At 48.0% G+C, this 15,415-nt stretch carries 12 protein-coding genes and 1 tRNA gene; 12 read left to right on the forward strand and 1 reads right to left on the reverse strand.

The window, feature by feature from the left end; genetic code table 11:
- The first annotated feature begins 10 nt into the window (after positions 1 to 10).
- From MSMTP_RS05805 to MSMTP_RS05855, 10 genes are all read left to right on the forward strand, one after another.
- Positions 11 to 1,930 carry a replication factor C large subunit gene (locus MSMTP_RS05805; protein ID WP_048178216.1) on the forward strand — a complete coding sequence of 640 codons (1,920 nt, stop codon included), beginning with the start codon at positions 11 to 13 and terminating at the stop codon, positions 1,928 to 1,930.
- A gap of 1,725 nt (positions 1,931 to 3,655) precedes the next feature.
- Positions 3,656 to 3,729, forward strand: a tRNA-Val gene (locus tag MSMTP_RS05810).
- 308 nt (positions 3,730 to 4,037) lie between these two features.
- On the forward strand, positions 4,038 to 4,280 hold the full coding sequence (locus MSMTP_RS05815) for a winged helix-turn-helix domain-containing protein (protein ID WP_231582930.1): 243 nt from the start codon (positions 4,038 to 4,040) through the stop codon (positions 4,278 to 4,280).
- Between the two features lie 221 nt (positions 4,281 to 4,501).
- Positions 4,502 to 5,152, forward strand: coding sequence for a flavodoxin family protein (locus MSMTP_RS05825; protein WP_048178218.1), 651 nt, complete (start codon positions 4,502 to 4,504; stop codon positions 5,150 to 5,152).
- Positions 5,153 to 5,355: 203 nt separating this feature from the next.
- Positions 5,356 to 7,650: a CDC48 family AAA ATPase gene (locus MSMTP_RS05830; RefSeq protein WP_048178219.1), complete on the forward strand. Its 2,295-nt coding sequence runs from the start codon at positions 5,356 to 5,358 to the stop codon at positions 7,648 to 7,650.
- A gap of 372 nt (positions 7,651 to 8,022) precedes the next feature.
- Positions 8,023 to 8,583: a CBS domain-containing protein gene (locus tag MSMTP_RS05835; protein WP_048178220.1), complete on the forward strand. Its 561-nt coding sequence runs from the start codon at positions 8,023 to 8,025 to the stop codon at positions 8,581 to 8,583.
- Between the two features lie 359 nt (positions 8,584 to 8,942).
- A complete protein-coding gene (locus MSMTP_RS05840) occupies positions 8,943 to 10,094 on the forward strand; it encodes an alanine--glyoxylate aminotransferase family protein (protein WP_048178221.1) in 1,152 nt (383 codons plus the stop codon).
- 110 nt (positions 10,095 to 10,204) lie between these two features.
- Complete coding sequence (gene ribC / locus MSMTP_RS05845) at positions 10,205 to 10,669, forward strand: riboflavin synthase (protein WP_048178222.1); 465 nt, start codon at positions 10,205 to 10,207, stop codon at positions 10,667 to 10,669.
- Between the two features lie 46 nt (positions 10,670 to 10,715).
- A complete protein-coding gene (gene ribH / locus MSMTP_RS05850; protein WP_048178223.1) occupies positions 10,716 to 11,120 on the forward strand; it encodes a 6,7-dimethyl-8-ribityllumazine synthase in 405 nt (134 codons plus the stop codon).
- Between the two features lie 49 nt (positions 11,121 to 11,169).
- Positions 11,170 to 12,312, forward strand: coding sequence for a pyridoxal phosphate-dependent aminotransferase (locus tag MSMTP_RS05855; protein WP_048178224.1), 1,143 nt, complete (start codon positions 11,170 to 11,172; stop codon positions 12,310 to 12,312).
- A 234-nt stretch (positions 12,313 to 12,546) separates the two neighbouring features.
- Here the strand turns inward: MSMTP_RS05855 and MSMTP_RS05860 are convergent, their stop codons facing one another.
- Positions 12,547 to 12,987 carry an adenylyltransferase/cytidyltransferase family protein gene (locus MSMTP_RS05860; RefSeq protein ID WP_156153697.1) on the reverse strand — a complete coding sequence of 147 codons (441 nt, stop codon included), beginning with the start codon at positions 12,985 to 12,987 and terminating at the stop codon, positions 12,547 to 12,549.
- A 472-nt stretch (positions 12,988 to 13,459) separates the two neighbouring features.
- Here MSMTP_RS05860 and MSMTP_RS05865 point away from each other — a divergent pair, with 472 nt between their 5' ends.
- Complete coding sequence (locus MSMTP_RS05865; RefSeq protein WP_048178226.1) at positions 13,460 to 14,962, forward strand: L-aspartate semialdehyde sulfurtransferase; 1,503 nt, start codon at positions 13,460 to 13,462, stop codon at positions 14,960 to 14,962.
- 2 nt (positions 14,963 to 14,964) lie between these two features.
- The gene (locus MSMTP_RS05870) at positions 14,965 to 15,351 is read left to right on the forward strand and encodes a 4Fe-4S binding protein (RefSeq protein WP_048178227.1); all 387 of its coding nucleotides are present in this window, start codon (positions 14,965 to 14,967) and stop codon (positions 15,349 to 15,351) included.
- Positions 15,352 to 15,415 lie beyond the last annotated feature (64 nt).

Raw genomic sequence — 15,415 nt, forward strand, 5'->3', positions numbered from 1 at the left:
ATGGTTGAAAATGACGGCAGCAATCGAATGGGCTGAAAAATACCGCCCCTCGACCCTCGCGGATGTCGTGGGGAACAAGAAGGCAGTGCATGATTTCCGGAGCTGGGCCGAGGAGTGGCTCGAGGGTATCCCTGAGAAGAGGGCTGTGATCCTGTACGGGCCTGCAGGGATAGGGAAGACTTCCAGTGCTCATGCCCTTGCCCGGGACTTTGGCTGGGAGGCGATCGAGCTTAATGCAAGCGACCAGAGGACGGCAGGAGTCATTGAGAAGGTTGCGGGTTCTGCGGCTTCCATGAATTCCCTTTTCGGTGGAAAGCGCCTGATCATCCTGGACGAGGCGGACAATATCCACGGGAGCTCGGACCGCGGCGGGATGCGGGCGGTCTCGGGGATAATTAAAAATACGCAGCAGCCGATTGTGCTTATTGCAAATGACCTCTACGGGCTCACCCCGACGATCCGGAACCTCTGCCTGGAAATCAAGTTCCTGGGCGTGCAGAGCCGGTCCATTGTCCCTGCCCTGAGAAGGATCTGTGATGGAGAGGAGCTCCAGTGCAGCCCCGAGGCTGTCCTGAAGATTGCGGAAAGTGCCGGAGGAGACCTGCGCAGTGCCGTAAACGACCTCCAGGCCGCGGCCAGCGGCAGGGAGATTATCGAAGCCGAGGATGTCAGCACAGGCGAGCGGGACGTAAAGGAAAATATTTTCAAGGCGATGCAGAAGATCTTCAAAAGCACGGACCCGAAAAAAGCCCTTGAAGCCACATATGGCCTTGACGAGAGCCCCGAAGACCTGGTGCACTGGATCGATGAGAACCTGCCTGTCCAGTATGCGGGAGAAGGTGGGGACCTTGAAGATATCAGGACCGGTTACAGCTACCTCTCAAGAGCCGATCTCTATCTTGGGCGCGTAAAGAAGCGCCAGAACTACCGGATGTGGAGGTATGCCAGCAACCTCATGGTCTGCGGGACTTCCCTTGCAAAGTCGAGGTCTTACAGGGGCTTTATCAAGTACCAGCAGCCTTCGGTCTGGAGGCGGCTTGGACAGACCCGGGCGACCAGGAACATGCGGGATAATATTGCTTCGAAGATAGGGGAACACTGCCTGGAGTCAATGCACTATTCCAGGAGCAACCTGCTCGGGCTTTATTCCATGATGGCAAAAGACGAAGCCTCTGCCGTGGACGTGACTGCCGGGCTTGGCCTTGAAATCGAAGAACTGATGTATCTTACCGGAAGCAAAAAAGCAAGCAAAAAGCTCCAGAAAATTTATGATGACGCCCGGGAACTGCAGGCAGCCTTCGGGAGCCGGGAAGAGGCTGAGTTCTTCAAACCCCCGGTTGCTGCAGGAGGCCGGCAAAAAAACCCTGCATTCAAGCCTGCCGGAACCAAACTAAAAACTCCCGGTTTCTTTTCCGAAGCCGAAATATCCGGAAAAGAGGCTGTTTCTTCCGAAACAACCGAAATAACCGAAACAACGGCTCCCGTCAGTTCGGATAGAAAGCAAAGAACGCTGGATTTCGGGTTTGATAGTATTCAGGACAGTGCGACGAAGTCCGGTAAAATAGAATCAGAAGTGCCCACAGAGGTACCCGCAGAAGTACCCACAGAGGTACCCACAGAAGTGCCAGGAGAGGTACCTGCAGAAGTACCCGCAGAAGTGTCCACAGAAGTGTCCACAGAGGTACCCACAGAGGTACCCACAGAGGTACCCACAGAAGTACCCACAGAAGTACCCACAGAAGTACCCACAGAAGTACCCACAGAGGTACCCACAGAAGTGCCAGGAGAGGTTTCCGCAGAAGTGCAAGCAGAAGAATCTCAAGAAGAAAACCTTCCCTTAGATCCTGTCTCTTCGGAAGAAGCAGCTGAATCTAAAGGGGAGCCAAAAAAACCTGAGCAAAAAACTCAGAAAACGCTTTTTGATTTTTAAGTCGTTTTTATGCCGCTTTTTAAGCGGCTTTATTCTTTTCCTTATGGGTTTATCTGTATTTATATCCGGATTTTTAGTTTTCTAACTGTTTTCTCAACCCGGATTTTTACAGGTTTGCCAGCAGCTTACTGACAGCTTGGGGGGCCGGGAAAAAGTTTTTATTTATCATTTCTACCCTTGATGGACTACTACCCTTGGTGGACTACTCCTCCTTGCTTCTTTTGGAGTCGAGGAAGAATACTTCTCGCCTGAAAGTTAAAAACCACATAACACCGACATGGATAATAAGTGAGCGGATTTTTTGGGGGTTGACTTAAAAGAAGAAAGAAGTTTGGGGAATTCTTGGGAAGTGGGGGTATGTTCTCCGCTCACTAATATGGTATATCGAAACCGACTTATAAATACTTTTTTTATATATTAAAACATATTTTTGGCTATGCAGATAATGTATTGTATACTTAGTTGATTTCCAAAATGGTGGATAACCATGATGTCGGTTTTCATGGGTCGTTTTCGAAAAATTTCAGGATTTGGATTGCAAATGAATGATTCCGAGGGTTCGGGAAATATTCGGAAATCGAACATAGCTACTTGTGGGTATAAGGGAAGAACGAGGGATAAATTGAAAGAGAGATTAGGAAGAGAAAAAATGAAGAAATGATGCATGAAGAAGAGATTTGTGAATAATGGAAAGAAATGAAAGGGATTAGTGAGCGGGCTTGGTGTTTGGGGGAATAGTTGGGGAATAGTTGGGGGATATGAGTTGGGGGTTATACTGTAAAAACAGACCCGCTCACTAAGTCTTCTGTAATATCTCATCATATATATAGTTTTCTAATATATATGCCTTGATTTATACTAACTGGCGATATATCGAATATTAATGAAATTCCGTTTTTCATGAGCTCTTTTTAAGGTGATCCCATACAAAATCTCTTATTAATGGAACTGGCAGTCCTATTTTAATATATATATTTTTTCTATATTTCCTCCTTCTCTTCGGTGACATACTTTCCTCACAGTCTTTATGAAATTCTGTAGGGCACGTACTCCTGTGTTTATCAGATCTGACAAGCAGAAAACACGCCAGGAGTGGTAAAAGGTATGTAAAAGTAGTAATATGCCGGGAATGTTTACAGCTATATATCCGGATGAATTTTAAGGGACGAACAGTAGGATAAATAGTAAGGGTAAATAGTAAGGGTAAATAGTAAGGAAACAAACTTATGTGTGAAATGATGCGTGAAGATTGCAAAACGGTATATGGTCCGATAGCACATGTACAAAATAAGCTATGGTAAAAAGTATTTTATGCAAAAGAAGGTTTTTTCCGTAATAATAATCAGTGTGAGCGGGTTGGGGAGTATGAATTGGGGGTGTTGGGGGGTTGGGGTTATCTTACAAAATTAGAGACCCGCTCACAATTATCCTTTCACGCAATTCTGATATAAATATTTTATGGTTTAATGCCTGAGGTCGATTGAACTTACAATCTCAATTTCTGCTTGAAAAAATAGATTTTTCCGACTTTAATATGCTGAAATTTTTTCAAATATTTTTCAGGACTCACGGTTTAAACGTTTTAGCCTGTTGAATGTGAGACGGGCATCTCTTTGAATTAATTTTACTGAATATCCTCGGCTATCAAAACACATATATATAACTAATGACATTTTGGAGTTGCATTTGAGGAGTAATCTTCCGAAAATGATTCACACTCCAGATGGGCTCGTGGTCTAGACGGTTATGACATCGCCTTTACACGGCGGGGATCCTGAGTTCGAATCTCAGCGGGCCCATATCCTTTTAAATATGTACGTTTTTTAATAGAGTGTTCTCTTCCTATTGGTTTTTTTGAACTATCTTTTTCTATTGTAACAGTTTTGTGTGCTTTTTTGGGACAGTAATTTTAGTTTTGCATAGCGGGTGACCTGAAGTTATTGGCGTTAGAAATTTTCATTTTACATACTTATTTTTTTATATCACACTGATAATGTTATATAGTAAGCAAAACGATTAACAATAAGAATCTTAGTTACATACACTAAGATTCATCAAAATATAGTTTTCAATGTTAAAGTTCCTTACAAATATAATTTTTCTACGTATGGGGGGTATTAGTATTAAGAGGAGAAGCAGGACTGATATTGCTGTCGATATTTTGAGAGTGGCAACTAACGGAGCAAAGAAGACACATATAGTCTATGAAGTAAATCTGAATTTCAACATTGCTCAGAAGTATCTGGAAATGTTGAAGGAAAAAGAACTCATCAAACATGAAGACGGGCTTTTCATAACCACCGAAAAAGGAAAGGTCTTTCAGGAAATGGCAAAGGAGATAAGGTTATAAAATATCTTTCTCTTGTCCCCTTTTTTATTTTCTTTCTTTTGTTTTTTCCGTTTCTTTTGTTTTTTCCTTTCTGATTTAATTTCCTTTTTATTCCTTCTTACCCAGTTTTCCGTTTTTCGTTTTCCGGAGTTGTCAAAAAATGTATTGGGTGTTTCATAAACAGTATTCCTGAACAATCATCCGACCCCGTATATATAACGGCAGTCCGAAATCATACTATTATGGCGATTAAGGCACTTTTTTTGAACTGCACTCTGAAAAAGTCACCTCAGACCTCCAACACCAGGGCACTCATTGACAAAGCGGTGGGCCTTTTCGGGGAGCTCGGGGTAGAAAGCGAAGTAATCAGGGTTATCGACCATAAGGTAGCTTTCGGGGTTTCGTCCGACGAAGGGGAGGGAGACGAATGGCCGCATATTCTTGAAAAAGTAAAGACCTGCGATATTCTCGTCATTGCGTCGCCAATCTGGTTCGGGGTGCGTTCCTCGGTTTGCCAGATGGTCCTGGAAAGGCTTGACGGGACATATGCGGACGGGGACCCCGTGACAGGGCAGTACCCGCTTTACGGCAAGGTCGGGGGGGTCATTGTGACCGGAAATGAGGATGGGGCGCATGATGTTTCTGCAAACACGCTCTTTAACCTGACGCACCTGGGCTGCGTCATTCCTCCGAATGTGGACTGTTACTGGGTGGGCGATGCCGGGCCGGGTCCGAGTTACATCGAAGCCGGGGGGGACAGGCACCTTTATACCAACAGGACGGTGCGGTACATGGTCCACAACCTGGCGCACTTTGCAAAGTTCCTCAAGGAAAACCCGATCCCAACCAACCTGAAGGAGCTTGATGAAGAGGCCAGGAAGGTCAGTGACTGAATGCACGGCCGTCCTTGCGAGGGAACGCTGAAAGTACGGCCAACAGTGCGAGGGGAACTGAAGGTATGGCCTACGGTGCGAGGGGAACTGAAGGTACAGCCGACGTTTTGAGAGGAAGGCAGTTGGGGGTACATATTCAGGCGCATATCCGGGTGCATATCCAAAACTGAAAATCATTAATTTCCGGGAACGGGGGGTATTATTTGACTGGCGAGGACGAAAATTCGATCAAGCTGAAGGTTGCGGAAGCAGACCAGCGAGATGTTGGAAAGGGCATTGTCCGCATCGACGAAGCTTTCAGGGAAAAGCTGGGACTCAAGCCCTTTGACGTTGTGGAAATTCGGGGAGGCAAAACAACCTCTGCCCTGGTCGGGCGTTCGTATCCAGGTGATGCGGGGCTTGACCTCATCCGTATGGACGGGCTTATCCGCACAAACGCAAAGACCAGTATCGGGGAATATGTGGAACTCCTGAAAGCGGAGTGGAAGGAAGCAAAGCATGTGACCCTGTCTCCCGTAACAAAAGGGATGCAGATTTATGCCCCAAGCGAGGCCCTGGGAGCTGTCTTTATGAACCGCACGGTTTCAAAAGGGGACTTTATCTCCACCACGAGTCTTCGGAGGTCTCCGGACAGGGATATGTACAGCAAGGGGCTCATGTTCGAGGACTTTTTCCAGGACTTTTTCGGCCCGGATTTTGGTCCGTCATTCGGGCTTGGGGAAATAAAGCTGCAGGTGGTTTCGACTTCTCCTCCGGGGATCGTGAAGATCACGGAAATGACCGACATCGAACTCCTCCCCGAGGCAGTGGAGATTCCTCCGGAACAGACCATCCCTACTGTAATGTACGAAGACCTGGGCGGGATCAAGGATGCCATATCCAAGGTCAGGGAAATGATTGAACTGCCCCTGAAACACCCCGAACTCTTTGACAGGCTCGGGATCGATGCTCCCAAGGGCGTGCTCCTCCACGGGCCACCCGGGACCGGGAAGACCATGCTTGCAAAGGCAGTGGCAAATGAGTCCGACGCCTACTTCATCTCCATCAACGGCCCGGAAATCATGTCCAAGTATTACGGGGAATCCGAACAGAGGATCCGGGAGATCTTTGACGAGGCTGAAAAGAACGCTCCTGCTATCATCTTCCTTGACGAGATCGATTCCATCGCTCCCAAGCGGGCCGAGGTAACGGGGGAAGTCGAGAGGAGAGTGGTCGCGCAGCTCCTTTCCCTGATGGACGGGCTCAAGAGCCGAAAGAACGTGATCGTGATCGGAGCAACCAATCGTCCCGAAGCCCTGGACATGGCGCTGCGCCGCCCCGGAAGGTTCGACCGGGAAATAGAGCTCAGGGTCCCGGATACCGAAGGCAGGCTCGAGATCTTCCAGATCCATACCAGGGGCATGCCTCTTACCGACGACGTAAACCTCAATAGCCTTGCCCAGATAACCTATGGCTTCGTGGGGGCGGATATTGCGGCGCTTTGCCGGGAAGCGGCTATGAGTGCCCTTCGCCGGATCCTGCCTAAAATCAACCTGAAGGAACCCGAAATCCCGAAAGAGATCCTTGATTCTCTTCAGGTACTGAGGGATGACTTTGAAGAAGCCATGAAAGACGTCCAGCCTTCCGCTATCCGGGAAATCCTGATTGAGGTCCCCAACGTCAGCTGGGACGATGTGGGCGGGCTTGATGAAGTAAAATGTCTTTTAAAAGAAGCCGTGGAATGGCCGCTTAAACACCCCGATTCCTTCCGGACTATAGGGGTAGAGGCTCCCAAAGGAGTGCTTCTCTACGGTCCGCCTGGCACTGGAAAGACCCTTATCGCAAAAGCCATCGCCCACGAGTCCGATGCGAACTTCATCACAGCCAAGGGAAGTGACCTGCTCTCCAAATGGTACGGGGAGTCCGAAAAGCGGATTGCCGAAGTCTTCATGCGGGCCAGGCAGGTTGCCCCGTCGATCGTGTTCCTGGATGAGCTTGACTCTCTTGCTCCCATCAGGGGGGCTTATGCAGGGGAACCCCAGGTTACGGCCAGGATCCTGAACCAGCTCCTGTCAGAGATGGACGGGCTCGAAGAGCTCAGGAGTGTCGTCGTGCTCGGCGCAACCAACAGGCCGGATATCATTGATCCCGCTCTCCTTCGCCCGGGCCGCTTTGACGAACTCATCATGGTCCCTGTCCCTGATGAAGGGGCCAGGCGAGAGATCTTTAAGGTCCACATGAAAAAGATGGCCCTTGCAGAGGATGTTGACCCGGAGGAACTTGTATCCCTGACTGACCGGTACACAGGGGCAGATATCGCAGCAGTTTGCAAAAAAGCCGGGAGGTTTGCCCTCAGGGAAGATATCCACGCCCGGAATGTCTGGCAAAGACATTTCCTGAAAGCTGTCAGGGAAACAGGCCCCTCGGTCACTCCGGACACCATGAAATACTACGAAGCAATAAAAGGGGAACTCAGGACCAAAAAGTCAAAAGAAATCGAAAGCCCGTATTATGCCTGAAAATAATTATGTTGGAACTAATTATGTTGGAAATAATTCTGGCTGAAAATAATTCTGCCTGAAGCGTCCTGTTTCGCCTTCATGTGGACTATTTTTGTACTCTTCTTTATTTTTCACTCTTTTTATATTTTCTCATATTTTTTTATACTCCCTTTTATTTTTGCACTCTTTCTGTTTCTTTCTCTTTTTATCACTGTTTCTTTTTGGCATTGTTTGTCCTAACATATTTGAAGACTGCTCATTTCCCAAATAATATTTTTATTGGATTTTCCTTCGAAATGGGGTTCGGGGCATAGCTGCTCCTTATATACAAACTCTCTAAATTACGTTAACCAATCACGTTAAATAGCATAATTACTATCGGTAATATGTATGCAGCTTCCAACACCCGAAGATCTTAAAAAAAGGAGGAATGAGCTCAGACTTACCCAGAGCGACCTGGCGAAAAGGGCAGGAGTAAGCCAGCCTCTCATAGCACGCATAGAATCGGGAGATGTGGACCCCAGGCTTTCGACGGTCAGGAAAATCCTCGTAGCTTTTGATGAAGCTGAAAAGGAACGGCAGATCATTATCAGGGACCTGATGCACTCTCCTGTCATCAATGTTTCTCCTGAAGATTCGGTAGAAGAGGTGGTAAGCCTCATGCATGCATATGGTTTTTCACAGATCCCTGTCCTGGACAAGGGCATCCCCGTTGGAAGCATTTCGGAAGACATAATTGTAAAGTTGATGGGTGAGAGTAAAAAGAAGTCCATCTCCCAGATGAAGGTCCTGGACATGATGGAGGACTCTTTCCCTGCAGTTTCTCCCGGGGTTTCAATTTCGGTTGTTTCCCATATCCTGGAGGGGAATCCTGCCGTGCTGGTTGTCGAAAAGGGTAAGGTTGTAGGGGTCGTGACAAAGCACGACGTCATGAGACTCCTTCAAGGTTGATACCAACTTCCTCTGATTGTTCATGAATAAACAAAGGGTTTAAGCAGAGTATGGCAGTGGAAAGCACACGATTATATACTAGAATTGAACTTAGAACTGAAATTATCTGAAACAAATTATTAGTAACAACTTCCCGGGAATAATTTATCTGAAACAACTTCCAGGGAATTATTTATCCGGAATAACTTATCAGGAATAATTTATCAGGAATAATTTATCAGGAACTTCAAGTAAGTAATCGTTAATTAGAACCGGTTCATATGTGCCGGAAGGTATAATGAAAAGGTTCAGAACATTTAAAGCTTAAAAAATTAATCGAAACCCATTTAAATTTTTAAAAATTTTGGAGCATAGAATATATGGATCTGGAAGATACCCTTCTCATGATGCCCGGGCCTGTACCAGTTGCCCCCAGGGTCCTGAGAGCCATGTCAAAACCGATGATCAACCACAGAAGTGCGGAATTTGCGGCTATCTATGACGACTGCCGGGAAATCCTTGCCGACGTTTACCAGACAAAGAACGACATCTTTGTCATCAGCGGCTCGGGTACCGCAGGGATGGAGGCGGCTGTTGGCTCCGTGGTTGAAAGCGGGGACAAAGTTGTGGCCATCGAAAACGGGAAGTTCGGGGAGCGTTTCAAAGACCTTGCAGCTCTCTACGGAGAAGTCGTACCCCTGGAATTCGAATGGGGTACTTCCGTTGACCTGGAACTTGTCAAGGAGAAACTCGAAGCAGGGGCAAAGGCAATAACTCTCGTCCATAACGAAACTTCTGCCGGTATCCTTAACCCGGCTGCGGAAATCGGCAAGCTTGCCAAAAAGCATGATGCCCTCTTTATCATGGACGGTGTGACTTCCCTTGGCGGGGATGAGGTAAAGGTCGATGAATGGGGTGTTGACATTTCAGTCGTGGGTTCTCAGAAGTGCCTTGCAGCTCCCCCCGGGCTTGCAATGGTCTCAGTGAGTGAAAAAGCTTTCGAAGTCATGAATGATGTAAAGAAAAGACCATACTACAATGACCTCAAAGCATATAAAAAGAGCGGAGACAAAGCCCGCACCGAAACTCCCTACACACCGGCGATCCCCCTCTTCTATGCACTGCAGGAAGCCCTGCACATCGTAAAGGAAGAAGGCATGGAAGCCAGGATCAACAGGCACAGGGTGCTTTCCGAAGCCGTTAGGGCCGGTGTTGCCGATATGAATATTGAGATGTTCCCGCAGCTCAACGAGTACAGCCAGTACTCAAACACGGTTTCTGCCATGAAAGCTCCCGAGGGAATTGACGGGGAAGATATCAAAGGCGACATGAAGAAGCGAGGGATTATCGTTGCCGGCGGTCAGGCCCACCTTAAAGGTAAGATCTTCAGGGTCGGTAGCATGGGCAACGTAACTGCCAGGGACGTCCTTTCCACTATTCAGGGCCTGGAAATCGTGCTGAAGAAGCGGGGTTACCTGGACGGCCTTGGGGCAGGAGTCGAAGCCGCAAACAGTGTTATCGACAAACTCTGATATCGACAAACTTTGAAGCGAAGGGGCAGACCTATAAGGTAAAGTCTATAAACCTTCAGGAATACCCAGAAAACAAACGCCATAACCTCATAATTTCCATCGGGATAAACATGCCCACTATAGGAATTGCAGATACTACGTTTGCGCGCTATGACATGGGACGCGCGGCAATCGACGAGATCCAGAAGAATGTTTCCGTGAAAATAAAGCGGGTAACTGTGCCGGGGATCAAGGACCTGCCTGTAACAGCCAAGAAACTAATTGAAGAGGAAGGCTGTGATATCGTCATGGCCCTTGGCATGCCCGGAGCCCAGGAAAAGGATAAGGTCTGCGCCCATGAAGCTTCTCAGGGCCTTATCCTGGCACAACTTATGACCAACACCCATATCATTGAAGTCTTCGTCCACGAAGATGAGGGTGCAGACGAAAAGGAACTCGCCTTCCTGATGGACAGGCGGACCCGGGAACATGCCCTAAACGTGATAAAACTGCTCTTCAAGCCTGAAAAACTGGTTCGGGAAGCAGGCACCGGTCAGAGGCAGGGTTTCGAAGATGCGGGTCCTTTGAGGATGTGACGCAATTAATTATTTTAGGTAAAAACAAGACCGGAGACCTTTACAGATGAGTATCAGCCTAGGATTTGTGGTAGCTGAATTTAACAGGGATCTGACCTATCAGATGGAACTGCTTGGAAGAGAACACGCCGAATTCCTGGGGGCAAGCGTTAAAGAGACAATCCTCGTGCCCGGGGTCTTTGACATGCCTCTTGCAATCAAGAAACTCTGCCAGAGGGAAGATATCGACGCCGTGGTCACCATCGGGTCAGTTATCGAAGGGGAAACCAAGCACGACGAGGTGGTCATTCAGCATGCTGCCCGGAAGATCATGGACCTTTCCCTTGAGTTTAACAAACCCGTGACCCTGGGGATCCCCGGGCCCGGCATGACCCGGATGGAAGCCCATCAGCGTGTGGACTATGCAAAGCGAGCAGTCGAAGCTGCCGTGAAGCTGGTCCGGCGGCTGTAAAGCCCGGCAAAGCCGTAAATAGCAAAATGGAAAATACAGGAACATTCCCATGACTTCAGCAAGGCTCAAGCGTGTAGAAGAATCCGCAACGATCAGGATTTCCAATATTGCAAACCGAATGACAAAAGATGGAGTAGACGTCATTAACTTCAGCCTGGGAGAGCCGGATTTCAACACTCCTAAAAATATTTGCGATGCTGCGGCAAAGGCCATGTACGAAGGCATGACCCATTATGCCCCTTCTGCGGGTATACCGGAACTCCGGACAGCCATTGCCGAAAAGCTGAGGACGGAAAACAAACTCGATGTAACCGAGGCAGAAGTGCTCGTAACCCCGGGAGCAAAGCAGGCGATTTTCGAGATTATGATGGGGGTTCTTGCTGACGGAGACGAGGCCCTCCTATTTGATCCCGCCTGGGTAACCTATGATGCCTGCATCCGTTTTGCCGGAGCGGACACGGTCTGGGTCCCCACAACTCCTGAAAAAGGTTTCATCCCTGAGGATTTTTCCGAGTACATCACCGACAAAACAAAGCTTATCGTGGCAAATACTCCGGGAAATCCCACCGGTGGAGTTTTCGGAAAGAAAACCCTGAAGTGTATTGCCGATCTCGCCATCGACCACGACCTTCTGGTTGTTTCCGATGAGATCTATGAGAAAATCATCTATGACCGCGAGCACATTAGCATTGGCAGCCTCGAGGGTATGCAGGACAGGACCATCACGGTAAACGGCTTCTCCAAGGCTTATGCAATGACAGGCTGGAGGCTCGGTTACCTTACCGCCCCGCCGGAGATTTTGAAGCTTCTCCAGAAGATCCAGTCCCATTCCGTAAGCAGTGCCACTACCTTTGTCCAGTACGGAGGCCTTGAAGCTCTGCAGGGGCCCCAGGACAAGGTCACGGAAATGGTGGATCGTTTCAGAATGCGCCGTGATATCCTTATAGACGGCCTGAACAATCTCGGTTTCAACTGCAAAAAACCAGAAGGGGCTTTCTATGCCTTTGCCGACGTTAGTGAATTCGGAAGCGGGACCGAAGTGGCAGAAAAGCTCTTAAAAGAAGCCCACGTGGCCGTAACTCCTGGAATCGCCTTTGGGCCTTCCGGTGAGAACTTCCTACGGATTTCTTATGCAACTTCAGTCGACCGGATCAGTGAAGCTCTCGAAAGGATGGAAAAGGTATTTTCCTGAGGTTCTATCTTAAGGTTCTATCTTAAGGTCTTATTTGCCTGGAAGTCCTATCTATTTGGAGGGCTTCCAGAGTTTTTACCTTTAATGGTTTTGCCTTTAATGGTTTTGCCTTTAATGGTTCGACCTTTAATGGTTCGACTTTTAATGGTTTTACTGAATTTTTAAAAAAAGAAGCCTGGAAAAAAGTTTTTATCAGGTTTTTTCATTACGGGTGTTTTAACGGTAGTGGCTTCGTCACACGTACCTTTTAAGGACCTCTTTTATAATTGCTCCGGTGCTGCAGAGAGGACATTCCCTGGAAAAAGAGATCCTCACAACTTTCGCAGGAAGCCCCCGTTTTTTAAGTTCCTGCTCGAGGGCTTCGGAATCGAAGCGCTGGTCATAGCCCAGGGCAATGATGTCGGGTTTGATCTTCTTAAGGGGTTCGAACATATCGTTTTCACTGCCGAGGATGGCTCTGTCCACTGTCTCGAGGGCACTTACCATTTCCAGCCTCTGTTCCTCGGGCACGATCGGTTTTGGCTTGTGGGTCACGTTGGAGTCCCGGGCAACAATGACATAAAGCTCATCTCCCAGTGCCCTGGCCCGGCTTAAGAAGTAAACGTGCCCGGGATGGAGGATGTCAAAGGTTCCTGTAGCAAGTATGCGCGTCAACAGATCACCTGATTTTAGTATGGGTCGGGTAAATAGCCTTAAAACATAAGAAATTTACTGAAAAAAGGAGCTAGATTTCCTTCCCATTGACCTCCTGATCAAGAGATATAAGCATATCGGGTGATAGGACCTTGAAAATCTATGAAATAACATTAAGTTTGTAGAAATACGGAAAAACAATTGTTTATGCTCTTATATATATTGATTGAGCTTTTAGTATTTGGGTATGGTTTTTTAAAGGTTTCACTTGCCCTTCAGTAAGAGGTCCTTTCAGAATATATGTTCGATTACCACAAGTAATATATATCTTATTAAAAAATAACTTCTAATTATCTGATTCAGTGGCGGAATTTAAATATTTGAATGCAGCCTGTCTTTTCCGGGAGTAGCAGTTTCTCTCCTGAAAAAGATGTTACTTCGAGATTATCACAAGTAATATATAATTCCGGTAATTATTACAATTCATATAAATTTCTAAAATGAGGATACCTGCATGGTTGAAAAATCGGTTCAAGAGATAAATAAAAAAATTGAGGACGGAAGCGTCAATGTCGTCACAGCCGAGGAAATGGTCGGAATTGTGGAAGAACTCGGCGCGGAAGGTGCGGCAAAGGAAGTGGATGTGGTCACCACAGGCACATTCGGAGCAATGTGTTCTTCGGGCCTGATGCTGAACCTTGGACATTCCGAGCCTCCTATCAAAATTCAGAAAATGTGGTTCAACGACGTGGAGGCATACAGCGGAGTCGCAGCCGTGGACGCTTACCTCGGGGCAGCCCAGAACTCGGACGTCAGGGGGATCCAGTATGGCGGAGCCCATGTCATTGAAGACCTCCTTCGGGGAAAGGAAATCAATGTGCATGCCACCTCCTACGGGACAGACTGCTATCCCAGGAAAGTCCTTGACACTTCCATCACTCTCGAAGACTTAAATGAGGCTTTCCTTCTTAACCCCCGGAATGCTTACCAGAAATACGCGGCTGCAACAAACAGCTCAAAGCGGATTCTTCACACTTACATGGGAGAACTCCTTCCCAAGTTCGGAAACGTAACCTATTCCGGGGCTGGTGTGCTTTCTCCCCTCTCCAATGACCCCGAATACCAGACTATCGGTATGGGCACCAGGATCTTCATGGGGGGAGCTCAGGGCTATGTTATAGGAAATGGGACCCAGCACTCCCCCAACAGCGGTTTCGGGACTCTTATGCTGCGGGGGGACCTGAAGGATATGAGCCCGGACTACGTACGGGCTGCCTCTTTTACCGGGTATGGGGCTACCCTCTACATGGGAATCGGAATTCCTATCCCTATTCTCAATGAAAAGTTGGCAGCATCCACTGCCGTGCGCGATGAGGACCTGGTAACCGAAATTCTCGACTACGGGGCAGGCAGCAGGGACAAACCCATGATCAGGGAAGCAAACTATGCCGAACTACGCTCGGGTTCGGTGGAAATCCAGGGTCGGGAAGTCCTCACCTCTTCGATGTCCAGTTTCAAAAACGCGCGGAAGATTTCCAACGAACTGAAGGAATGGGTCAAGCACGGGAAATTCTTCTTGAGCATGCCTGTGGAAAGGCTCGCCAGGGACAGCAAGGTCAAGCCCATGAAACAGACCCAGGCAGTCCCGCTGGTAAAAGACGTCATGTCGGACTTTATCGTTACCATAAAGAAGGACCAGACAGTTCAGGACGTCGCAAAAAAGATCTGGGAAAACTCCTTTAACCACGTGGCCGTTATCTCGGACAGCGGCGAACTCGTGGGGCTCGTGACCGCCTGGGACGTTTCCAAAGCGGTTGCAGAAAACCGTTTCGACTCCGTTGAAAGCATCATGACTAAAAAGGTGCTTTCCTGTGCCCCGAACGAACCCGTGGACCTGGCAGCCCGCAGGCTTGACCGCTACGGCGTTTCTGCGATGCCAGTGGTTGATACCCAGATGCGCGTCCTGGGAATAATTACCAGCGACAACATAAGCAAGCTCCTGGCAAGGAGGTACTGAGCATGAAGATTAAGATCATCATCCCCACCGATAAGATCCAGGATCCCATCATTGCCGAGTCAATGGTCGAGACCAAAGTCCTCCTGAATATCATGGTCGCAAACATAGACTCGACTTACGGGGAACTGATAGCCGACGTAAAAGATTCCCAGTTCAACAGGATCAAGAAGGCGCTGGAATCCAAAGGAGCAGTAGTCGCCGTGCTTGACCGGCCCATCACCCGCGATGAGGAGGAATGCGTGGAATGCGGAGCCTGCATTTCGGTCTGCCCCATGAAAGTCTATTCCTTTGACGAAGACTGGAGCCTCTGCGTTGATGAAAAGAAGTGCATCCAGTGTGGGATGTGCATCAAGATGTGCCCCCACGGTGCTCTCAAGCTCGGGGAATGAAAGGAAAAAAGGTCTTTTTCTTTTCTCTTCCTTTTTTTCTCTTCCTTTTTTCTCTTCCTTTCGT

The sequence above is a fragment of the Methanosarcina sp. MTP4 genome (assembly GCF_000970045.1).
GTDB lineage: Archaea > Halobacteriota > Methanosarcinia > Methanosarcinales > Methanosarcinaceae > MTP4.

Excerpts from the sequence above, each read along its gene's own strand:
- MSMTP_RS05805 (WP_048178216.1), top strand. The coding sequence starts at position 11 with ATGACGGCAGCAATCGAATGGGCTGAAAAATACCGCCCCTCGACCCTC.
- MSMTP_RS05855 (WP_048178224.1), top strand. The coding sequence starts at position 11,170 with ATGACTTCAGCAAGGCTCAAGCGTGTAGAAGAATCCGCAACGATCAGG.
- MSMTP_RS05835 (WP_048178220.1), top strand. The coding sequence starts at position 8,023 with ATGCAGCTTCCAACACCCGAAGATCTTAAAAAAAGGAGGAATGAGCTC.
- MSMTP_RS05870 (WP_048178227.1), top strand. The coding sequence starts at position 14,965 with ATGAAGATTAAGATCATCATCCCCACCGATAAGATCCAGGATCCCATC.
- MSMTP_RS05815 (WP_231582930.1), top strand. The coding sequence starts at position 4,038 with ATGGGGGGTATTAGTATTAAGAGGAGAAGCAGGACTGATATTGCTGTC.
- MSMTP_RS05865 (WP_048178226.1), top strand. The coding sequence starts at position 13,460 with ATGGTTGAAAAATCGGTTCAAGAGATAAATAAAAAAATTGAGGACGGA.
- ribC (WP_048178222.1), top strand. The coding sequence starts at position 10,205 with ATGCCCACTATAGGAATTGCAGATACTACGTTTGCGCGCTATGACATG.
- MSMTP_RS05825 (WP_048178218.1), top strand. The coding sequence starts at position 4,502 with ATGGCGATTAAGGCACTTTTTTTGAACTGCACTCTGAAAAAGTCACCT.
- MSMTP_RS05840 (WP_048178221.1), top strand. The coding sequence starts at position 8,943 with ATGGATCTGGAAGATACCCTTCTCATGATGCCCGGGCCTGTACCAGTT.
- ribH (WP_048178223.1), top strand. The coding sequence starts at position 10,716 with ATGAGTATCAGCCTAGGATTTGTGGTAGCTGAATTTAACAGGGATCTG.